The sequence below is a fragment of the Actinobacillus arthritidis genome, assembly GCF_029774155.1.
In the GTDB taxonomy this organism is placed as follows: Bacteria; Pseudomonadota; Gammaproteobacteria; order Enterobacterales; family Pasteurellaceae; genus Actinobacillus; species Actinobacillus arthritidis.
Genome location: NZ_CP103833.1, coordinates 1090283 through 1112204, shown reverse-complemented (window position 1 = coordinate 1112204; position 21922 = coordinate 1090283). Strand labels below are relative to the sequence as shown.

At 40.2% G+C, this 21922-nt stretch carries 9 protein-coding genes and 4 pseudogenes; 6 read left to right on the top strand and 7 right to left on the bottom strand.

Annotation, left to right across the window (positions count from 1 at the left end):
* Positions 1-25 precede the first annotated feature (25 nt).
* From NYR89_RS05110 to grpE, 4 genes and pseudogenes are all read right to left on the bottom strand, one after another.
* Entirely contained in the window at positions 26-4471 is a 4446-nt protein-coding gene (locus NYR89_RS05110) for an Ig-like domain-containing protein (RefSeq protein WP_279446602.1), read from the bottom strand.
* 225 nt (positions 4472-4696) lie between these two features.
* Positions 4697-8663: pseudogene (hrpA, locus tag NYR89_RS05105) on the bottom strand (ATP-dependent RNA helicase HrpA).
* A gap of 170 nt (positions 8664-8833) precedes the next feature.
* Positions 8834-9286: a DUF441 domain-containing protein gene (locus NYR89_RS05100; RefSeq protein WP_279446601.1), complete on the bottom strand. Its 453-nt coding sequence runs from the start codon at positions 9284-9286 to the stop codon at positions 8834-8836.
* 70 nt (positions 9287-9356) lie between these two features.
* Positions 9357-9953: a nucleotide exchange factor GrpE gene (gene grpE / locus NYR89_RS05095; RefSeq protein ID WP_279446600.1), complete on the bottom strand. Its 597-nt coding sequence runs from the start codon at positions 9951-9953 to the stop codon at positions 9357-9359.
* A gap of 245 nt (positions 9954-10198) precedes the next feature.
* On the opposite strand from grpE, the pseudogene NYR89_RS05090 reads away from it, so the two are divergent.
* From NYR89_RS05090 to NYR89_RS05065, 6 genes and pseudogenes are all read left to right on the top strand, one after another.
* Positions 10199-11282 (top strand): annotated as a pseudogene (locus NYR89_RS05090) (extracellular solute-binding protein).
* A 144-nt stretch (positions 11283-11426) separates the two neighbouring features.
* The gene (locus tag NYR89_RS05085; RefSeq protein WP_279446599.1) at positions 11427-12815 is read left to right on the top strand and encodes an MATE family efflux transporter; all 1389 of its coding nucleotides are present in this window, start codon (positions 11427-11429) and stop codon (positions 12813-12815) included.
* 23 nt (positions 12816-12838) lie between these two features.
* A pseudogene (gene recB, locus NYR89_RS05080) lies at positions 12839-16440 on the top strand (exodeoxyribonuclease V subunit beta).
* A 124-nt stretch (positions 16441-16564) separates the two neighbouring features.
* Positions 16565-16690 carry a hypothetical protein gene (locus NYR89_RS05075; RefSeq protein ID WP_279446681.1) on the top strand — a complete coding sequence of 42 codons (126 nt, stop codon included), beginning with the start codon at positions 16565-16567 and terminating at the stop codon, positions 16688-16690.
* Positions 16677-16811 carry a helix-turn-helix domain-containing protein gene (locus NYR89_RS05070; protein WP_279446648.1) on the top strand — a complete coding sequence of 45 codons (135 nt, stop codon included), beginning with the start codon at positions 16677-16679 and terminating at the stop codon, positions 16809-16811. The genes NYR89_RS05075 and NYR89_RS05070 overlap by 14 nt, the downstream gene beginning before the upstream one ends.
* On the top strand, positions 16805-18127 hold the full coding sequence (locus tag NYR89_RS05065; RefSeq protein WP_279446598.1) for a HipA domain-containing protein: 1323 nt from the start codon (positions 16805-16807) through the stop codon (positions 18125-18127). Before NYR89_RS05070 ends, NYR89_RS05065 begins: the two co-directional genes overlap by 7 nt.
* 62 nt (positions 18128-18189) lie before the next feature.
* Here NYR89_RS05065 and NYR89_RS05060 read toward each other — a convergent pair.
* The 3 genes and pseudogenes from NYR89_RS05060 to NYR89_RS05050 form a co-directional block, all read right to left on the bottom strand.
* Positions 18190-19442, bottom strand: a pseudogene (locus NYR89_RS05060) (NupC/NupG family nucleoside CNT transporter).
* A gap of 32 nt (positions 19443-19474) precedes the next feature.
* Entirely contained in the window at positions 19475-20263 is a 789-nt protein-coding gene (locus NYR89_RS05055; RefSeq protein WP_279446647.1) for a 4Fe-4S cluster-binding domain-containing protein, read from the bottom strand.
* Position 20264: 1 nt separating this feature from the next.
* Positions 20265-21809, bottom strand: coding sequence for a YjjI family glycine radical enzyme (locus NYR89_RS05050; RefSeq protein WP_279446597.1), 1545 nt, complete (start codon positions 21807-21809; stop codon positions 20265-20267).
* Positions 21810-21922 lie beyond the last annotated feature (113 nt).

Here is a 21922-nt window from a genome sequence, read left to right as displayed (position 1 = left end):
GCTTGTTAAACCATCAATTTATGGCTTATGCAATAATAAATTGCGATTGATCAATCGTTAAGCCGGTGGTTAAGGTTGCAAAATGTACTGAATCAGAGATTCCTGTACCATCTTGATCATAGCTTAATTTACCGTTAGTCGCATCATATTGGATATAGTCATTAAAACCAGTCATTCCAGTGCTTAGAGCATTAAACACTGTCTGAGCAAGCTCAATTTTATCCTGACCGACGGTGAAATCTGTGATTTCATCTGCATTACCGTTTAATACAGTATTGAATACGAAAATATCGTCTCCATCCCCACCGGTAAGCTGATCTTTACCTAATCCACCGATTAATCGGTCGATCCCAGATTTACCGTTTAGTATATTACCGATGTTATTTGCCACTAAGGTATTATCTTGAGCATTACCTACCGCAGAAGTAGCTATTGTGCCAGTCAGAATCAGATTTTCTACATTTTCGGATAAACTATAATCTACACTACTATAGACGGTATCTTCTCCTTCTCCGGATAGTTCAGTAATAACATCACCATTGTTATCAATGATATAGATGTCATTATCAGCTTCACCAAAGAGTTTATCAGCACCTTCGCCACCATTGAGATAATCGTTGCCCTCTCCGCCTTTTAACGTATCATCGCCGGCACCGCCATTAATGTTGTTATCTGCTTTATTACCAATAATTTCATCATTACCTGAACCACCTACCGCATTTTCGATTTGCGTACCGTAACCGATAAACGCTTGGTCATCATGATAATATTTTACACCAGCATTAAGATTATTATTACGGCTACCTTGCACATTAACAGTTTCGGTATTATTCAGATCGAAATACTTAAATTTGTCAAAAATTGAATAACTTTCAACTGCAAAATTCGCTTTTAATTCACTACCTTTATATACCCAAGATCCCGGTGTTAAGTTGATATGCAGTTCTTTTGTTTCTTGAGAAGCATCGAAGGTATCAACCCCATTACCATCCCAAATATACATACCGCCGCCATCAGACGAATCAAAGTTATAATTACGGAATCCGTAAACATCATCACCGGTACGCTGAGAATGATTTACCCCAAAACGATAATGTAGGAATGCGAGATCATACATTCTCAAATCACGTTGGGCTTGTGTTGTTCCCATAATGTTATAAGACATATTGGTAAATTCCGTTGTAGCTTCTAATTCAGCATAACCTGATTTCGCAATATATTGATCCTGAGCAACATTATAGTTTTCGTTATGGTTCATTTGTAATGTATGAGTAAGCTCATGCAATGCCGTATAGAACGCATAATCCGGACCACCATCGTATCCAGTATTCCAAATAAAATCACCGCCGTTCCAAGCCATTGCCGAAGCGTATTCAAAATTCCCGGTTAAGGTCGTGTAATAGTGCTGAACGCCGGAAGTCGCTTCTGTCGGATCTGTTACTTCTACAAATTTAACATTAAGGTATTCTTCAATTTTCTGATACGCACCACGAATAGTATTTTTCGTATTCTCTTGAAAATCGAGATATACATATTTACCGTCATTATCTTTTTGCACGGACCCTTGATTTTGTGGTGGAGCAATCGTCTTCGCATCTTGTGCAGAAACAAAAGCATATTTGACCACTAAAGGCGTTTCATCTCCACCATAAGGTGTTTTTGCGTGATAGCCACTCGGAGAACCCCAATTCACACGATCGATAAAATATGGCAAATTGTAATTTGCAGACGTATGATCAACATTTACCGCTGTTACTGCCGTATGCGGATTAACAAAAATAGCATCGTTAGTATTTGTTACTGTATAAACTTCAACATCACTTACGCTGATTTCTTTACCGGATTTATCTGTAGTCATTAATGTCGCAACGACTTGTTTATCCGCATTTTCTGTTAGCGATTTAGTTGGTACTTCAATTGAGAAAACCAGTTTGCCGTTATCTTGTTTGACTTCAGTATTATAAACCGCATTACCTACAGCAACTTTAATCTTATCACCAGCTACCGCAACGCCGCTTACTTCGCCACTAATCACTGAAGTTGGTTCACTAATCGTAGCTAATTTATGTGTATTAGCAACAGCATCAGTGTTTACAAAATTATCGAAAGTCAGTTTTGCATCGCTTTCTTTGAACGTATAGTTTCGAATCGTGTAGCTACCGTTTGCATTGGTCAGCAATTCAAACATTGATGTTGCTTTGATTTTATATGTAATTTCTGAACCGCTTGCTTTAGCGAGTTCTTCGGTCGGAACATCAACGAAAAAGGTTTGATCTTTTGCGTTTACACCTAATTCATAAGTTTTTCCGCCGAAACTTAGCTGAATTTCCTTAACGCTATATGGGTTTTGTCCGGTCGCTGAAACACCGGATAAATTGACCTTACCGGATAAACGAGTTGTTTCTGTTTGCGATAATGCAAAATCGTCAATATGAGTAATATCGACTTTTGCAACGACTTCAGGGCTAATGTCATAAACGTGTTCTACGGAGGCTTTTGCATTATTACTGCCCATAGCAGTAGCGATTACTTTATAGCCATCATTTGTTTTTAGATCGTCTGTGTTTACTTCTACAGTAAAGGTTAAATTTGCGACGACATTAGCAGTAAATGACTTGCCATTCATTTGGAGTGTTACAACGCTATTTGAGCTAGCGTCATCTCCCCAAATCTTACCGCTTATGATCGTTTTGTCCGATTGAGCTTCAGTCACATTGATTAAACTGTCTTGACCGGTAATATTATTTAAAGCGATATGAATATCACCAATAACAACCGCATAATCTTGTTGAGCCGTAACTTCTTTTACATTACCAACGTTATCTTGGTTATTCAGGGTCGCGGTAACTTGCAAACCAGTATTGTTAATCAATGCTGATGCAGGTACATCCACGTTAAATTCGCCGTTTTCCGCAACAGTCGCTTCAAATATTTGCTGAGCAATATTTATGATAACCGTTGAATTTGGTTGAAAATCGCCTTCAACAACACCGGAAATTACAATATTATCGGTTGCATCTTGTGGAACTTTATTATCTAGATCAATCGGATTTAATTTAATCGTTGCTTCCGGTGGAATCGTATCGACAAAATAATCTTGTGTAGCTTCATTATTACCGATATTTCCAGCATTATCGCTCGCAGAAGCTGTTACTTTAATTTGTTGAGTGCCTTCTGCAAATGCTAATTCAGAGCCATTAATATCTAATGACCATTGCTTACCTTCAACAATGGCATCGTAAACTTTCTGGTTAATTTCAACATTTACTTTGACAGTAGCAGGGTCAACATCATCAGCGTAACTTAAAGCACCAACAATTTGTTGTGTATTTTTTGATGCATCAAAATTAACAGTATTCGTCGTTGCAATAGATGCAATAGTTACCTCAACAGCTGGTAGAGTCACATCATATTGATATTCTCCCATTGTTGTTGCAACACCTTTGGATTCACCGTTACTGCCATTTGCATTTACCGTAATTGTCGAATTATTTGCAAAATTAATCCCATCAATATCAATTTGGAAGGCGGTACGATCTGCTGATAAATTTGCTAAATATGTTTTTCCATTTAGTAAAATCTCTACATTCGCTTGTTCGAGAGGTAAATTTGCTGATAGAGCACCTGATACGGTAATTTTTTCATTCGCTTCCGTCGCATTGATAATATTATCTGTTGAGATAGGATCCAATGTGACTGATAAAATAAGCTCAGGTACAGGAGGTCGCTCAGGCACAGTAGGCTGATTTGGTGTAGCCGGTTGCTCAGGTACAGTAGGCTGATTTGGTGTAGCCGGTTGCTCAGGTGCAGTAGGCTGATTTGGTGTAGCCGGTTGCTCAGGTACAGTAGGCTGATTTGGTGTAGCCGGTTGCTCAGGTGCAGTAGGCTGATTTGGTGTAGCCGGTTGCTCAGGCGTAGCAGGCTGAGCAGGTGTAGACGGTTGCTCAGACACTGTAGGCTGAACCGGTGTAACTGTTTGCTCTGGCTCTACATTCTGTTCTACTGCAACGGGTTGTTCGTTAGATTTATTCGGCGAATTTGAAGCGCTAGAACCGTCGTTATCTCGATTTTTCAACCAGATAGCAAGACCACCGGCGGCAAGAATACCTAAACCTACTTTAGCCGCCATCGTCACTTCTGAGGCTAATACTGAAGAGGATAGTTCTTGTGCTACGACAGCGTTAACTGCAGTTGCAAAAGTTGCAGGTTGTTTTTCCAGATAATGTAAGTTATCAATAGGGAATGACTTAGTATAATTTTCAAGAACAAAACTAGGCTCTGCTGAACCATCTAAATAAATATAAAGATCATCACCTTCTAACTTTAAATTAGAAAGCTGTTCTTGAGAAAGCACTTCGCCTGACTCAGAAAGAACTTGATAAGTTGTATTTGGTGTTGTTGAGATTTTGCCATTAGGAAGTTCAACGATTTGAACATTATTTCCTTGATTGATTTTTAGACGATATGCCATAAATTACCTTGTTGTAAAAAAATTGTTATAGATTGTGCTATATTATCGAATTCTTGTGGTTAAACCAATAGATTTTCATCGATAAAAACAATAAAACCCAACTAAAATTAGCTAGGTTTTTGTTATTACTCGCTCTTTGTAGAAGAGGGAAAGATTTTTCTTCGTGTAGAAGAAAAATTAGGGAGAGGGGGGATTCGGTGGATAGAACTAGCCACCTTCTACACGTTATTTTATCTCCCCAATCGCATTTAAAATCCGTTTGTCCGAAATCGGGTATTTGGTGCCGAGTTGTTGGGCGAATAGGCTGACACGTAACTCTTCAATCATATAACGAATTTCTAACACTTCGTCAGGGATTGCTTTAGATTTCGGGAGTTTGGTGAGTAATTGCTTATAAGCGTTTTCCACCTGTTCCACCCGTAACATCTTCGCTCGGTCGGTATTGGTGTCCGTGCCGAGTTTGTCCAAACGCTTGTCGATAGCGGTTAAATAACGGTGTAAATCGGCAAGGCGTTGATAGCCGGTTTTGGTTACAAAATCCGGATAAACCAAACCGCTTAATTGTGCTTTAATATCCGACAGGGCAAAAGCCATTGTAAAGTCCATTTTGCCTTTCATTCGCTTATTTAGCTCGAAGGCAAGTGTTAAGATTTTCTCCACTTGTAGCGCAATTTCTGCGGTAGTGTCGTTTAAGTTGCCTCGTACAAATTCATGCAATTCATTGAATTTTTCTTCGGTCCAAACAAAGCCACCGAATTCATCCACCAATTTATCTACCGCACAAGCGATACAGTCATCAATCAATTCCAACACTTTACCGAATGGGGCAAAGTACAGCCCAAGTTTTGCTTTGTTCGGTAATTTTTCGTGTAGGTATTTGATTGGCGAAGGCACGTTGAGCAATAGCAAACGGCGTAAACCGGCTCGCATTGCACGGGCTTGCTCAAATTCGGTTTCAAATAATTTCACGCCTACGGCAGTTTGCTCATCGACAATTGCCGGATAGGCTTTTACGCTGAAATTAGCTTTTTTCTGTTCGTAGCATTGCGGTAAGTTAGCGAAATTCCACAAATGTACGCCGCTTTGCTCGATACCGTCATCAGCAATCGTCGAAAGGCTTTCTTGTACCTGATCTTTGAGCGCAAACTTCAGTTCGTCCAAGTTTTCGCTTTCTTGTAGTTTTTTACCTTTTTCATCCACCACACGGAATGTCATACGCAAATGCGGCGCAAGTTGCGACAGATCCCACAGCTCCGGATCAATAGTTACACCGGTCATACGGCGAAGCTCGTAAGCCAGACTTTCTAGCAATGGTTTTTGATACGGCTCGGCTCTGCCTAAGAACGCATCTGCATAGTTCGGTGCCGGTACAAAATTACGGCGAGTTGCTTTCGGTAATGATTTAATTAACGCCACCACTAGCTCATGGCGAAGCCCTGGAATTTGCCAGTCGAAGCCTTCCGGCTCTACTTGATTAAGTAAAGGTAACGGAATATGCACGGTGACACCATCGTGATCTTTACCGATTTCAAATTGGTAACTTAATTTCAGTTTAAGTCGCCCTTGATACCAAAAATTCGGGAAATCCAAATCGCTGACCGTGTTGGCGTTTTCATTCATTAAGAATGATTTTTCAAAGTTGAGCAATTCAGGATCTTTTTGACCCGCTTTTTTCCACCATGTATCAAAATGGCGGCTGGATACCACTTCTGTTCCGATTCGTTGATCGTAGAAGTCGAACAGGGTTTGTTCGTCCACTAAAATATCTCGGCGCGAGATTTGTGCTCGAGGTCTTCCACTTCTTTGATCAAGCGGTTATTTTCTTTGAAAAATTTGTAATTATTATGCCAATCGCCCTCAACCATTGCCGAGCGGATAAATATTTCGCGGCTAACAGTCGGATCAATTGAACCGTAATTGACAAGACGATTCGCTACCACCGGAATACCGTAGAGCGAGACTTTTTCATACGCCATCACCGCACCTTTAGATTTTGACCAATGCGGCTCGCTGTAACTACGTTTAAGTAAATGCCCTGCGAGTGGCTCAATCCATTCCGGTTCAATTTTTGCCACGGTTCTTGCCCACAATTTGGTGGTTTCTACCAGTTCGGACGCGACAAGCCACTTCGGTCGCTTTTTGAAAAGCACTGAAGTTGGGAATACATAAAAATGTGCATTTCTCGCCCCGAGATAGTGCATTTTTTCGCTGTCTTTCATCCCGATATGCGACAGCAAACCGGTCAGTAAAGCGGTGTGAATTTGCTGATAATTTGCATCTTCGCTATTAATCGGCAAGCCCATTTCACGTACAGCAAGACGTAGTTGATGATAAATATCTTGCCATTCACGTACACGTAAATAGTTGAGAAAATCTTTCTGACATTGCTTGCGGAACTGGTTTTTGGTCAGTTCTTTTTGTTGGGTTTGAATGTAATGCCACAAATTCACAAACGCCAAGAAATCGGAATCTTTATCGGCAAAACGGTGATGTTTTTCATCCGCGACCTGTTGGCGTTCTTGCGGACGCTCACGCGGATCTTGAATCGAAAGTGCGGAGACAATCATCATCACTTCGTGTAACGAACCGTTTTGTCTTAGCGGCAATGACCATACGGCCTAAGCGAGGATCGATTGGGAGTTGAGCAAGTTGTTTACCAATTTTTGTCAGATGATTTTTTTGTAGGGGCGTACTGTGTACGCCCTCTTTAATATCATCAGAACTATCGGGCGTATGCGATACGCCCCTACGGATTGCCCCGAGTTCCTCCAACAATCGCACACCGTCCTGCACCTGTCTAGTATCCGGACGATCAACAAATGGAAATGCCTCAATATCCGACAAACCGAGTGAGGTCATTTGTAAAATAACCGAAGCGAGATTCGTACGCAGAATTTCCGGATCGGTAAATGCCGGACGTGCGTTAAAATCCTCCTCTGAATAGAGGCGGATACAAATCCCTTCGCTGGTTCGTCCACAACGGCCTTTTCGCTGGTTGGCAGAGGCTTGTGAAATCGGCTCAATCGGCAAACGTTGCACTTTAGTACGGTAACTATAGCGAGAAACACGTGCCGTACCGGTATCAATCACATATTTGATATTCGGAATGGTAAGTGAGGTTTCCGCCACGTTGGTGGCTAAAATCACACGATTTAGACCGCTTGGCTGGAAAATGCGTTGCCGCTCGGCGCCGAGAGGCGAGCGTAAAGCGGTAGAATTTCAGTGAATCTTAGCTCTTGTTTTTGTAGGGCTTCGGCAGTGTCACGAATTTCACGTTCACCGCTCATAAAAATCAAAATATCGCCACGACCTTCGGCTTGTAACTCATCGACTGCATTAATAATGCCCTGTAATTGGTCTTGATCTTCTTCCTCAACAACAGGGCGATAACGCACTTCCACCGGAAAGGTGCGTCCGGAAACCTCAATAATCGGTGCATTGTTAAAGTGGCGAGAAAAACGTTCCACATCAATGGTTGCCGAGGTAATGATCACTTTTAGATCGGGACGTTTATGCAGAATTTGTTTCAGATAGCCGAGGATAAAATCGTTGTTGAGCGAGCGTTCGTGAGCTTCGTCAATAATTAACGTATCGTATTGATTGAGATAGCGGTCGTTTTGGATTTCGGCAAGCAAAATACCGTCCGTCATCAATTTTACAAGGGTATTTTCGCCCACTTGATCATTAAAGCGTACTTTATAACCGACAGTTGCACCCATTTCGCTTTTTAATTCTTCGGCAATTCGATTCGCCACTGAACGCGCGCCAAACGGCGAGGCTGAGTATGCCCGATTAAGCCTTTTACGCCACGCCCGAGTTCCAAGCACATTTTCGGTAACTGAGTAGTTTTACCCGAACCGGTTTCACCGGCAATCACCACCACCTGATTTTCCGCAATCAGTTTTAAGATTTCTTCACGACGAGTGGAAACCGGTAAATCGGGATAAGTGATTTCAAGGCTGGAATGTTGTGCTTTTCTGGCTTGGAAAGTCGCTTGTGCCGAGAGAATTTCACGTTCAATTTCCGCAATCACATTGTTTTTGGTTTCTTGTTTTTTGATGGCAGAAATGCCGTGAATACGAGAACGTAAACGACGATAATCGGTATTGGTGAGTTCTTTTAAGTTGGCGATTAATGCTTTTTGGCTCTCATCAAGCGGTCTATTTTTGAAATTTTTTTGTGAAGGTTTCATTGTCTTGTCTTAACTATGTATTGCCTTAACGATATTCGGCATTATGCGAGATATTTTGAGGCAAATTATAGCCTAAATTGAGGGGAAACAGTAGGCAGAAGAAACCGCTTGCGGCGCTCACTTAATGGGTGAGGGGAACAAGCGGTCTGATTTTGCATAAATTTTACCAATTAGCCTTTACCGATTAATAGAGAAAGGATGCCTGCGGCGATTAATGGACCAACCGGCACGCCGCCAAGTAATGCCACACCGATAATCGTACCGACGAGTAATCCGGTAACTAACAGCGGTTGGCTACCCATTAAATTTACCCCTCTGCCACCTAACCAAGCTACTGCAATTCCTGCAACTACGGCAAGTAACATCTTCCAATTTAAAAACTCAGAGAAGGAGGGGAGGGATATTTTGCCGGAAACAATCGGGCTTAATACACCTATAGTCAGAATAATAATCCCGACAGTTAAACCGTGTTTATCTAAGAAAGGTAGATATTTACTAAGGAATGTTTGTTGCACCAGTAATAATACTGCCGCGACAATGGTAATTGAATTGTTGTTTCCGATCACACCAAGAAAAATCAGTGCGACCAAAAAAAGCGAGATAGGGTTGAATTGTAGGGACATAACATTTGCCAAAAGTCAGAAAAATTTAACCGCTTGTTCGCCACAGCATAACAAGCGGTTCTTTTAGGAATTAACCAGCAACCATTACCATTGCCGGGCGAAGTACGCGGCCTTGTAGGGTATAACCTTTTTGTAAAACCACGCTGATATGATTTGCTTCGATACCTTCCGCCGGTTGCATAGAAATTGCTTGGTGAAGTTCCGGATTGAAGACTTCGCCGACAACACCGACCGCTTCTACACCGAATTTAGCCAAAGTCGAGATAAATTCTTTATGGGTCATTTCCACACCATCAACCAATGCTTGTGTTTTTTCATCGGTGACTGCCGTATCAAGTGCATTTAAGCCACGCTCAAGGTTATCTACTACGGTTAATAATTCTTTGGAGAATTTTTCAAGTGCGAATTTATGTGCTTTTTCCACATCTTGTTCGGCACGGCGGCGGATATTTTGGATTTCCGCTTGCGCACGTAATTGAATATCTTTTTCACGGTTGTCCGCTTCCGCAATATAAGTTTCTAACTCATTAATACGTGCATAAGCCGCCGCTAATTCAGCTTCGATAGGTTGTTCTTGTTGTTCTTCGGTTGCTTGCTCTAACTGTGCTTCGTTTGCAACTTCAACTTCTTCTGTTTGAGCTTGTGCATTTTCGTTTTGAGTTGTCATTTTAAATCCTCTTTGTTTCAAATATATCACTGAAAAAAACGTTACTAATATAACGCTAAATTTGCTGATTTCAAGGTAAAAGCGACAATGTGGATTAATTATTAAAGATAATTTGCAAAAAATTGCCATTTTGATTAGAAAATCCTTGCAAAATCTAGGGGGTGGCTTAAAATCGCCCTCGTCTTTTAAGCCCTTAGGCAAGGCTATATTTTTTACTCATCTTTTCTTTAATGGAGAAAAATTAAATGAAAAAATTAGCGGGTTTATTTGCGGCAGGTTTAGCAACAGTTGCATTAACAGCGTGTAATGAAGAAAAGCCAAAAGCGACTGAAGCTGCGGCTCAACCAGCGGCGAGCAGGAACAGTTCACCTTTATACTTGGACTGAATATGTGCCTGAAGGCTTGTTAGATGAATTTACAAAGCAAACTGGTATCAAAGTAGAGGTTTCAAGCCTTGAATCTAACGAAACCATGTATGCGAAATTAAAATTACAAGGTAAAGACGGCGGTTATGATGTTATCGCACCTTCTAACTACTTCGTGTCAAAAATGGCGAAAGAAGGTATGTTAGCGGAATTAGATCACGCAAAACTTCCTGTAATCAAAGAGTTAAACCAAGATTGGTTAAACAAGCCTTATGACCAAGGTAACAAATACTCTTTACCGCAATTATTAGGTGCACCGGGTATCGCATTTAACTCAAATGACTATAAAGGCGATGCGTTCACATCTTGGGGCGACTTATGGAAACCTGAGTTTGCCAATAAAGTACAATTATTAGATGATGCACGTGAAGTATTTAATATTGCGTTATTAAAATTAGGTAAAAACCCGAACACAACTAATCCGGAAGAGATTAAAGCGGCTTACGAAGAATTGAAAAAATTACGTCCAAACGTACTTTCTTTCACGTCGGATAACCCGGCTAACTCATTTATCTCAGGTGAGGTATCAGTAGGCCAATTATGGAACGGTTCTGTACGTATTGCGAAAAAAGAGCAAGCACCGGTAAATATGGTGTTCCCGAAAGAAGGCCCTGTGCTTTGGGTTGATACGTTAGCCATTCCGGCGAATGCGAAAAACAAAGAAAATGCGCATAAGTTAATCAACTACTTATTAAGCGCACCGGTTGCGGAAAAATTAACTTTAGAAATCGGTTACCCGACTTCAAACGTAGAAGCGTTAAAAACATTACCGAAAGAGATTACCGAAGATCCGGCAATCTATCCGACAGCTGAAGTGTTAAAAGCGGCACAATGGCAAGACGATGTAGGTGATGCAATCGAACTTTACGAAAAATATTACCAAGAGTTAAAAGCGGCGAAATAATTCGTTAGCTGAATAGATAAGGCCCTCGAGAAGCGATTTTCGAGGGCTTTTTCGTTGTTACAAGCGGTCGTATTTTACAAAATTTTTGCGAAAAACGACCGCTTGTTGCCGTATAATAACCTCTGTATTTTGAAAGAGGTAATTATGAATCTGCAATGGCAAAAATATCCGGAAAACACACGTAAACTATTTAAACTCACGCTGCCGATTTTTATTTCTCAGCTTTCGGTAGCCGGTATGGGGCTGGCTGACATTGTGATGGCGGGGCTGGTGAGTGATGATGATGTATCTGCGATTGCGGTAAGTAATTCCATCTATTTCCCTCTCTTTTTATTTGTATTAGGTTTACTTAATGCGATCACTCCAACTGTTTCTTATTTAAATGGCTCAAATCAGCGTCATTTGATTGCCCACCAAATTCGCCAAGGTTTTTGGTTGGTTTGGGCGTGTGCAATTCCTTTGATTTTCGTGTTCCTAAATAGTCATTGGATTTTAGATTATATGAATACGCCGCAAGCCTTCTCGATTAAATCTCAACAATATTTAGCGATTATGGCGATTGGTGTTGTTCCTGCATTGTTAGGTATCAATTTACGTTGTATGAATGACGGTTTATCTAACCCTAAGCCGGCAATGCGTATTATGTTTCTCGGGCTATTGCTGAATATTCCGCTCAATTATATTTTTATTTTCGGTAAGTTCGGTCTGCCAGAAATGGGAGCGGTCGGTTGTGGCGTGGCAACAGCTATCGTGAACTGGGTGATGTTCTTGTTATTATTCCATTACAGCTACACTAATAAATCTCAGAAAGATATCGGCTTATTTAATCGTTGGTTTGAAATGCCAAGCGGTCAAACTTTGCTAAAAATTTGCAAATTAGGTTTGCCGATCGGCTTTGCGACTTTTACTGAAGTGATGTTGTTTTCAGCGTCCGCTTTACTGCTTTCGCCACTCGGTTCGCAAGTGGTGGCGAGCCATCAGGCGACAGCGCAAACCAGTTCTTTATTATTTATGATCCCGATGTCTTTCAGCATTGCGACCACGATTGTGGTCGGAAAAACTTTGGGGCAGAAACAAGTTGAACAGGCAAAAATTATTAGCTATCACGCATTGATTACCGGGGCATTTTTAGCTTTGGCGGCAATTATGATTGTGATTTTAGATGAAATTATTCCGTTGGCATTTACCAGCGACCCGGTATCGATTGCAATTGCGGCACATTTATTGTTGTTTGCGGCGGTATATCAAATTCCGGATTCGTTACAAGCGGTGGCAAACGGGATTTTGCGTGGTTATAAACACACTAAGCCGATTTTATATGTCACGATGTTTTGTTATTGGGTGATTGGTATGCCGTTCGGCTATATTTTAGCGAGAACGGATTGGATTGTTGAGCCGATGGCAAGATCAGGCTTTTGGTTTATTTTTTGCGTCAGTTTAAGTATTGTCGCCGGTTTGTTAATTTACCAAATGCACAAAATTCAGCAAATTCCGGCGGATGAACTCTTATCAAAATTAGAACGCATTAAGTAATTATAGAAATATTGAGTGAAATAATGAAAACCCTTTCTCCGATTGAATTACCACTAAATTGTACCGCATTAATTGAGGCCTCTGCCGGTACGGGTAAAACCTTTACTATGGCAAATTTATATTTGCGATTATTGCTGGGTGTAGGCTGTCAGCCTTTAACAGTTGAGCAGATCTTAGTGGTAACATTTACTAAAGCGGCAACCGAAGAATTACGTGATCGGATTCGCAAAAACATCAAAGCCTGTCGTATGTTTTTACAAGAGTACGATGCGGATCAATCCTATGATACCAATGATTTTTTCTTCCAATTACATCAGCAAATTGAACGAGTGGAAGAAGCGATTCTACGCTTACGTATTGCCGAACGAGAGATTGATTTAGCCAGTATTTTTACGATTGACAGTTTCTGCCAAAAAATGTTGTTTCAATTTGCATTTGATTCAGGAGTTCGTTTCGATAGTGATCTACAAGCGGATGAAAGTGATCTGTTACGCCGTATCAGCGAAGAAGTTTGGCGAGAAATGTTCTATCCGATGGGGTTAAATGAAACGGCATTGATTGTGCAATCTTTAGGTACGCCGAAAAAGGCTTTACGTGATATTCAACAATTTATCGATAAAGAATTACCTGCGTTTTCTTCTGAGCAATCTTGGGTAGAATCCGATTTAGCTCACTATGTTAGACAAGCGAATGATTTCTTTCAGCAAGCAAAACTGCATTGGTTGAATAATGGCGAGCAAATTATTGGCTTGGTGCAAGCAGAATTGGCTAAAACTTATGCTAAGGGGATAAAAAAATCACTCAGCCGACTTTCATATAAAAGCAATTTAGTATCGGCTTGGATTAAGAAGATAAATGATTGGGCAAATAGTCAAGAGATAGGTTTGCCGGAAGCATTTGAACGGTTCTGCCAAGATTTTATGCAATCTAAAGCGGAAGAGGGGGCAGAGCCGTTATCTGATCCGCTGTTGGTAAAAAATCAGCAAATTTGGACCGCTTATCAGACAGAATTTACGTCGGAGAAACAAAAAGCATTATTGCTTTATCAATATTTATCCGCCGTTCGTCAAAAATTGGCGGATTATAAGGCAACACATAGTGAAAAGAGTTTTAATGACTTACGTGCTTTTCTAAATCAAGCGTTGAAAAGTGAGCGAGGCGAGGTGTTAGCTGAGCAGATTCGCCGCTTATTTCCATTTGCGATGATCGATGAGTTCCAAGATACCGATAAAGAACAATACGAGATTTTCCATAAAATCTTTATGCAAGGAGAACGGCAAAATCGCGGTTTTATTATGATCGGTGATCCGAAACAGTCGATTTATAAATTCCGTGGAGCGGATATTTTTACGTATTTGACCGCTTCGCAACAAGCACAAGAAAAGCGAACATTACCAAAAAACTGGCGTTCGTTACCTGAAATTGTCACCGCCACCAATCGTTTGTTTACGTTTCTTGAAGGTGTGGAACATAGTCCGTTTTTATATGACGGTATTCGCTTTCAAGCGGTTGAACATAAGCAGACGGATACACAATTAGTCGGTGCTGAGCATTTTAATTGTTATTTACAAGCAGAATTTAACGAACAAGAGGCGCGGAACATTGTGCCTATCAGATTCAGCAACAGTTAAAATCAATGGAAGCGGGCGATTTTGGTTTACATTTTGCAAAAGATCAGACATTTACCGCTTTTCAAGCCAAAGATATCGCCATCTTAGTGCGTGGTAAAAATCAAGCTATCTTACTTAAAGACGCTTTAGCGACGCGTGGTATACGTTCGGTCTTTCTGTCAGACAGACGTAGTGTTTATGCCTCGGACATCGCACAAGAATTAAAATGGGTGTTATATGCCTGTTTAAATCCTTATCATCAATCGAGCGTATTAACTGCTATTGGCTCAAGTTTATGGGGATTATCGGCGACAGAGATTTATCGGCTAAAAAATGATGAAAATGCGTGGGATAAACAAGTTACAGCCTTTATTCACTACCAACAGATTTGGCAACAGCAAGGTATTTTACCAATGTTGCACCAGTTGTTTATGCAAGAAGGGATTATTCACCGTCTGCGAGCCGGTACAGATAGTGATCGCCGTTTAACGGATTTATTACATTTGGCGGAATTATTGCAAAATGCAATGCCGAGCTTAGAAAATGAATCAGCATTAGTACGTTGGTACGAACGTCAATTAGAGAATCCACAGGAACAGGAAGATCAGCAACTGCGTTTGGAAAGTGAGGATGAATTAATCAAAATCATCACGATTCACGGTTCAAAAGGCTTACAGTATCCGATTGTATGGCTACCGTTTATTGGTAAAAATAATCGAGGAGATCGACCACCGCAAGGAGAAGAAACGCCAAAGATTTCTCTCTATCGAGATGAACAAGATCAGATTAGCTGGCATTTAGGTAAGAGAGATAAGACGACCCAAGCGTTAATGGATAAAGCGGAATTTGCCGAAGATTTACGTTTATTATATGTTGCGTTAACTCGTGCCGAGTCACAATTAAACCTGATTCTGCCAACTATCTTTGCGGAAGGTTGGAATCCAATGCACTATTTATTGAGTAACGGTGAATTTGGTGTGGCGACCGCTTTTGCTACGGAGGTATCTACGCAGGAATATTTAGATCGTAAAAGCATTAAATATAAAGCGGTTGAGTTAAGTTCGCCGGCAATAGTCGATACTTGGCGACCAAAGATATCTTTGCCGAGTGAATTACAAGCAAGATCTTTTAATCATGAAATTGCACGTGATGGGCAAATTAGTAGTTTTACTGCATTGCACGCTTATCATGAACGAAACGAACAACTTAGTTCTGGACAAAATCTACTGAGTGAAAAAGTGCAGGATTATGATCGACAAGTTGATTTAGGCGGATTAGATGAGCAAGATGGGCTAGAAGAGAATACGGCTTATTCTGCTTATCAATTTCCTCATAGTACAAAAGTCGGTAGTGTTTTACATCGTTTTTTTGAACATTGTGATTTCCAACAAGCGGTCGCTTTTGAGCAAGTTTTTACTATTTGTGAGCAGTTAGGATTAGATGAATATTGGTACACTCCTTTGCAACAATGGCTTGAAAAAGTGCTTGAAACGCCGTTTAGCGAAGCAGAATTTAGGTTAAAAGATGTGCCAATCACAAAACGTTTGAATGAATGGCAATTCTATTTACGTTTAAAAAATGCTGATGGATTACGTAAGTTAAATCAGTTGTTACAACAATATAGTACGGTATCAGCCAACTTACCAGATTTGAATTTACCGCAGTTAGAAGGATATTTACGCGGTTTTGTCGATTGTATCGTACAAGTCAACGATAAATTTTATTTGATTGATTATAAGTCCAATTTCTTAGGTTATTTAGCACAAGATTACAGCCAGAAAAATCTACAAAAAGCCATCGGGCAATATCGTTATGACTTGCAATATCTGCTTTATACGCTGGCGTTTCATCGTTATTTACGCGTGCGTTTAGGCGAGCAGTATGATTATGAGCGTGATTTTGGTGGCGTGGCATATTTATTCTTACGAGGAATGAACGGCACAGCGAATAGCGGTGTATTTTTTGAAAAACCTTGCAAACAGCTTATTGACGGTATGGATGAAATATTTGGTTAATAACATAGAGAAAAAGGCTACCGGTTGGTAGTCTTTTTTATACTGAATATAGTATAACTGCATAAATATACTTTATAGCGTATCAAATTTGATATATACTGTTATCCGTATAAAAGGAGGTGTTATGCTAATCAATGATCCTAATAGCCTAGCCGTGTATTTACGTGATATTCGTAAGCAAGCAGAAACAATCACAAAAAGTCGTTGCTCAACGAGTCGGTTTACGGCAAGCAACGATTTCTACGTTTGAAACTCAGTCGGATAAAGTCACAATAGAAACGTTATTTAAAATAGTTCATTCCCTTGGTTTAGAAATCCATTTAGAAGAAAAACATAAGAATAGGTTTAATAATGGGAGCGATGAATGGTAAAGCGTTTATGCGTGTTAATGAATGGGGAATTAGTCGGTTTTTTTGAGCGTACTATGTCCGGTTCGCATTTATTCCGTTATGCAGAGGAGTGGTTTTTATCCTCAAATGTTAGACCGATTTCTCTTTCTATGCCATTAAGAAGGGAGGTTTATCAAGGTAAAGAAGTGATTAATTTTTTTGATAACTTATTACCTGATCACCCTCAAGTTAGAGCTAGAATTGCTACACGATTTCAAGCTGAAACACAACAACCTTTTGAATTGTTAGCTAAGATTGGGCGAGATGCAACCGGAGCAATAACCCTATTAGAAGAAAATACAGAAATTCCCAATCATAAAGTTATTCATGCAACGGAATTAAGCAAAAATGAGCTTCATTCTTTATTATTAGGTTATCGTCAAAATGCACCGCTTGGTATGTTAGATGAGGCTCAAGATTTTCGAATTTCTATCGCAGGGGCTCAAGAAAAGACAGCGTTATTATGGCATAACAAATGCTGGCAATTACCCCACGGATTAACCCCAACGACACATATTATTAAATTACCGATAGGTAAAATACAAACACCTAAATATCAATTAGATCTATCTCAAAGTGTAGACAACGAATTAATTTGTTTACGCTTATGTGTCGCCTTCGGTTTACCGAGTGCAAGTGTAAATTTATTAGAGGTCGGGGACGTACGAGCATTAGCAGTAGAACGATTTGATCGTAAATTACATTCTTCAAATCAATATTTTTTACGTCTGCCTTATGAAGATTTTTGCCAAGTATTCGGCTTAGCACCAACCCAAAAATATGAGAGTGATGGTGGTATCGGGATTCGACACATTATGGATAAACTTTTGTATTCCAGTCATACTTCGGATCGTGCACAATTCATGAAAACCCAATTTTTATTTTGGGTACTTGGAGCAATAGATGGGCATGCGAAAAACTTTTCTATTGCATTGAAGTCGCAGAGTCGTTATCACTTATCGCCAATTTATGATGTTATATCGGCTTATCCAATGCTGGGAGGTAAAGGGTGGCATCAGAGTGATTTACAACTTGCGATGAGTCTGTGTAGTACCCAAAAGGGTAAGAAATGGAATTGGCAAAAAATAAGACATGTACATTATCTGTCTACCGCCAAATCTGTTGGATTTAATCAGTTAGAAATGAAACATATCATTGAAGAGATTTCAGATACGGCATTAAGAACGTTAGATTTTGTAGCGGATAGGTTGCCAATAAATATTAATGAACAAGTAAGAGATCAAATTTTTAATGGAGTTAAAAAACAGATTGATAAAATCAAATTAGATAGGATTTAATAAAAGGGCTACCGGTTGGTAGCCTTGTTTTTGTAAAAAAGGAAAGAAATTGGATCTCTTGTTTAGCTTAACGCAACACCGCTTAATTCAATAAAGAAGCCGGCGATGGTTGCGCTCATTAAGTTTGCTAATGTACCGGCAATCACTGATTTTAAGCCAAGACGTGCGATGTCAGAGCGGCGGTTTGGCGCCATACTACCGATACCACCGATAAGAATTGCGATCGCACTGAAGTTTGAGAAACCGCATAAGGCAAAGGTAATAATCGCTTTGGTTTTGTCGGTTAACACCACAGCCGCATCCGGTTGTAAGTATTTGGCAAATTCTAAATAACCGACAAATTCGTTTACTGCTAATTTCATACCGATCATTTGACCTGCAATACCGGCTTCTTCCCATGGTACACCGATTAAGTAAGCAACCGGTTTAAATAAGTAACCAAGTAAGACTTGTAAGGTTAAACCTTCAATACCGAACGTATTGCCCACACCGCCGATTAAGCCATTTAACAGTGCAATCACCGCAATAAAGGCAATTAACATTGCACCAACGTTAAGGGCTAACATCATACCTGAGCTTGCACCGTTTGCGAGTGCTTCTACTACGTTGTGTGGTTGTTCAAGATCAACACCCTCATCAATCGTATCTTTAAATTGTTCTGTTTGCGGATACATTAATTTCGCAAATAATAAACCTGCTGGAGCCGCCATAAATGATGCGGCAATCAAGTAAGTAAGCGGAACGCCCATTCCTGCATAACCCGCCATCACTGAACCAGCGATAGAGGCTGTACCGCCACACATAATCGCGAATAATTCCGATTCGGTCATTTTATTGATAAACGGTTTAACGACCAATGGTGCTTCTGTTTGACCGACAAAGATATTTGCCGCCGCAGACATGGATTCCGCTTTAGATGTGCCAAGCGCTTTTTGTAAGCCTCCACCTAAAATTTTGATCACCCATTGCATTACACCGATGTAATACAACACAGAAATTAATGCAGAGAAGAAAATGATTACCGGTAATACTTTTACCGCAAAAATAAAGCCTAAATTACTCGGGTCGGCTAAGTTACCGAAGACAAAAGCAATACCGTCATTACCGTAATTGATAACGTTACTGATACAGTTTGCCGCATGACTAATAATGCATTGCGACCTGCCGGCACGTATAGAATAAGCGCGACAAAACAGATTTGAATAGCTAACGCCCCAAATACGGTACGGAAGTTGATGGCTCGCCGGTTATTGGAAAAGAGTAAGCCTATTGCCAGTAACACGAAGATACCGATAACACTCATTAATGTACTCATACTAAACACCTCATAAAAAATAAAAAGTTAAATTAATAAATCGTGACAATTTTTGTAATGCCGCATGATTTAGCAAATGCGACTAATTCATCTGTTTGTTCAATTGTAGGAACAAACGGTTTAAGCCCTTCTTCATCCCGTACGCCTTTGGTATGTACTCGAATAATTTTTAGCAAGACATCAGGATAATCAGTAAGTAGCGTTGCAACTTTTTTAATTAATGCTTTGGCATCAAAAAAGTCATTTACATAAACCAATCTGACTTCTTCCACTTTATCAAGCGGTAATAATTTGGCTAAATTTTGCAAATTACGTTGCAGGTTTTCCTGTTTGATATGATTAATCGTTGGAATGATTTGTTTCGGCACTTTCCCTTGCTGATTTTTGCGATCAAAGCAGAGTGTCTGTAAGCCTTCTCCGTCACCTTTTAGATCAAATAAAAATTTGTCGGTAACCTGAATTAACGGCTCAATCGTTTCATAATCAAAAAAGCCGCTACTGTCTAAATAGCAAGTTAACCCTTGTTGTCTGAGAACATTAAATAATGGTATTAATTTTTTGTGATGAATGGTTGGTTCGCCACCGGAAACCGTTACGCCTCGAATAAACGGCACGGCATCCATCACTTGCTCGTACAAGTATTGCAAACTGACTTGTTTCGCTTCCGAGGTATAACGTGGAATGGTTTCCGGATTATGGCAATAGAGGCAATTCAGCTTACAACCTTGTAGGAAAATACTGGTGCGGTTACCCTGTCCTTCCACATTCGAGAACGGAATAATGCGGTGTAACGGCACCAGAATTTCAGAGAGTATCGGCACTTTACTCATCGGCACTCACGTCTTCTTTATCGCGTAATTGGCGGTCAAAGACATTTGCACAATCATCTGTACCGGCACCGTACCAAGTGGTATCACGTAGAACCGCCTCACCTTTGCGATAACGTTCTACTTCACTTTTCTTCACTAAATAGCCGGTAACACGAATTAAATCGGTATTTTTGAGATAAGTCGTGATATAGCGATAACCGTTGGCAAACGAACCGTCAATAATATCGACTACCGCATCTAAATGGTCGGTATAGGTTTGGTCAAACGCAAATAAGTCGCCAGTTCCTGACGGGAAATATTTATGGAATGGCGCCGATTGTTTTAAATGTGCCAATAAGGTTGGCTCTTCACCGACACGAATACGGTGTGCCGGTGTATTCATTTTATCTTCGGCGTGATTACTTGCCCCAACTTGTGCGTGTAATAAGTATTGGTTATTGGTGCGTTCTACATATAAGCCTTGATGTGCATCGTTGATTTCTTTCAACTTATCCATAATTAAGGTTGCAATCTCATCGCCTCGTTTACTTTGGCCGAAGGTTTCGTTTAAACCTTCTTTTTGTAAGAGGTGATTTGTCGCATCGGCTAAACCGACAATTGCAATCATACTGGTGAAATTCGTACGTTTAATAAAGCCTTCTTTCACAAGGAAGTCGGTTTCAAAGAAATTACTTTCTTCCACAAGGAATTTATGACGTTTATCCATCGTTGAAAGGGCGAGTCTTGCTACTTTCGGCAACAACTCATTAACCATTTCATCTACACTGTTACAGGCACGACCGATAGTCCCTAAACGTAAGCGAGTTAGGGTATAAGCACCGCCGCACTCAGGTAAGGCGTTGTAACAACTTGCAATACCGTAATCTTCGCCTAAATCGGAAAGATAATAAGCATCGTTAGCAAAAGATGGTTTAGACACCAATAAGCAAGCTTTTGCCGCTAGCTCAGCAAATTCACGAGAGGTTTTGCTTTTGTCGTAACGAATACTCATATTTGGAGTCGGATTCTCTAGCTCAATCACCGCTTTAAGGATCAAACGACCGGCTTTGGTGTCATAAGGGCCGATATTTGCGTGACAGAAAGAATCCGGCACGGTTTTATCAATATGATTTAAGAAACGTTTGATCTTGATATAGTCTTGTTCTTCATCGGTAATGAACGGATCGAGTAATACATCTAAGCGACCGATATAAACCGGGTAGGTGGTAATAGACGGCACATGAGAATAGATAATCAGTAAACCGTCTAATGCCTCATCAAGATTGGTTGGCGGCGGTAAATCTAAAAATTTACAGCCTTTTTGGATATAAACATTATAATCCGGCAAAATGTAACGAGGACGATAAATGGCATAACCTTCATTAAGATCGCAGATCATTTGGTTTTCGATATATTGCCATTCTTCTTCGGTATAGCCCAATAATTCGATAGGATTAAACAGACGTTCAGCAATGTTTCCGAGGATCATTAATTTTTGATGATAAGTGAGCGAATTTGATTTAACTGTATCTAAAATGTCTTGTAATGAAGATTGCATATTATAGCCTCAAATAAATCAGGAAATTTGGGCTATATTGTACGGATTTGCTCAAAAAAATACTGTGAAATAGATCTCAATTTTCGATTCCGAAAAAAACAAAAGCACCAAAA

What these genes read in the sequence shown, in the direction of transcription:
- NYR89_RS05065 (WP_279446598.1), top strand. Translation starts at nt 16,805, where the DNA reads ATGGTAAAGCGTTTATGCGTGTTAATGAATGGGGAATTAGTCGGTTTT.
- grpE (WP_279446600.1), bottom strand. Translation starts at nt 9,953, where the DNA reads ATGACAACTCAAAACGAAAATGCACAAGCTCAAACAGAAGAAGTTGAA.
- NYR89_RS05075 (WP_279446681.1), top strand. Translation starts at nt 16,565, where the DNA reads ATGCTAATCAATGATCCTAATAGCCTAGCCGTGTATTTACGTGATATT.
- NYR89_RS05085 (WP_279446599.1), top strand. Translation starts at nt 11,427, where the DNA reads ATGAATCTGCAATGGCAAAAATATCCGGAAAACACACGTAAACTATTT.
- NYR89_RS05110 (WP_279446602.1), bottom strand. Translation starts at nt 4,471, where the DNA reads ATGGCATATCGTCTAAAAATCAATCAAGGAAATAATGTTCAAATCGTT.
- NYR89_RS05100 (WP_279446601.1), bottom strand. Translation starts at nt 9,286, where the DNA reads ATGTCCCTACAATTCAACCCTATCTCGCTTTTTTTGGTCGCACTGATT.
- NYR89_RS05050 (WP_279446597.1), bottom strand. Translation starts at nt 21,809, where the DNA reads ATGCAATCTTCATTACAAGACATTTTAGATACAGTTAAATCAAATTCG.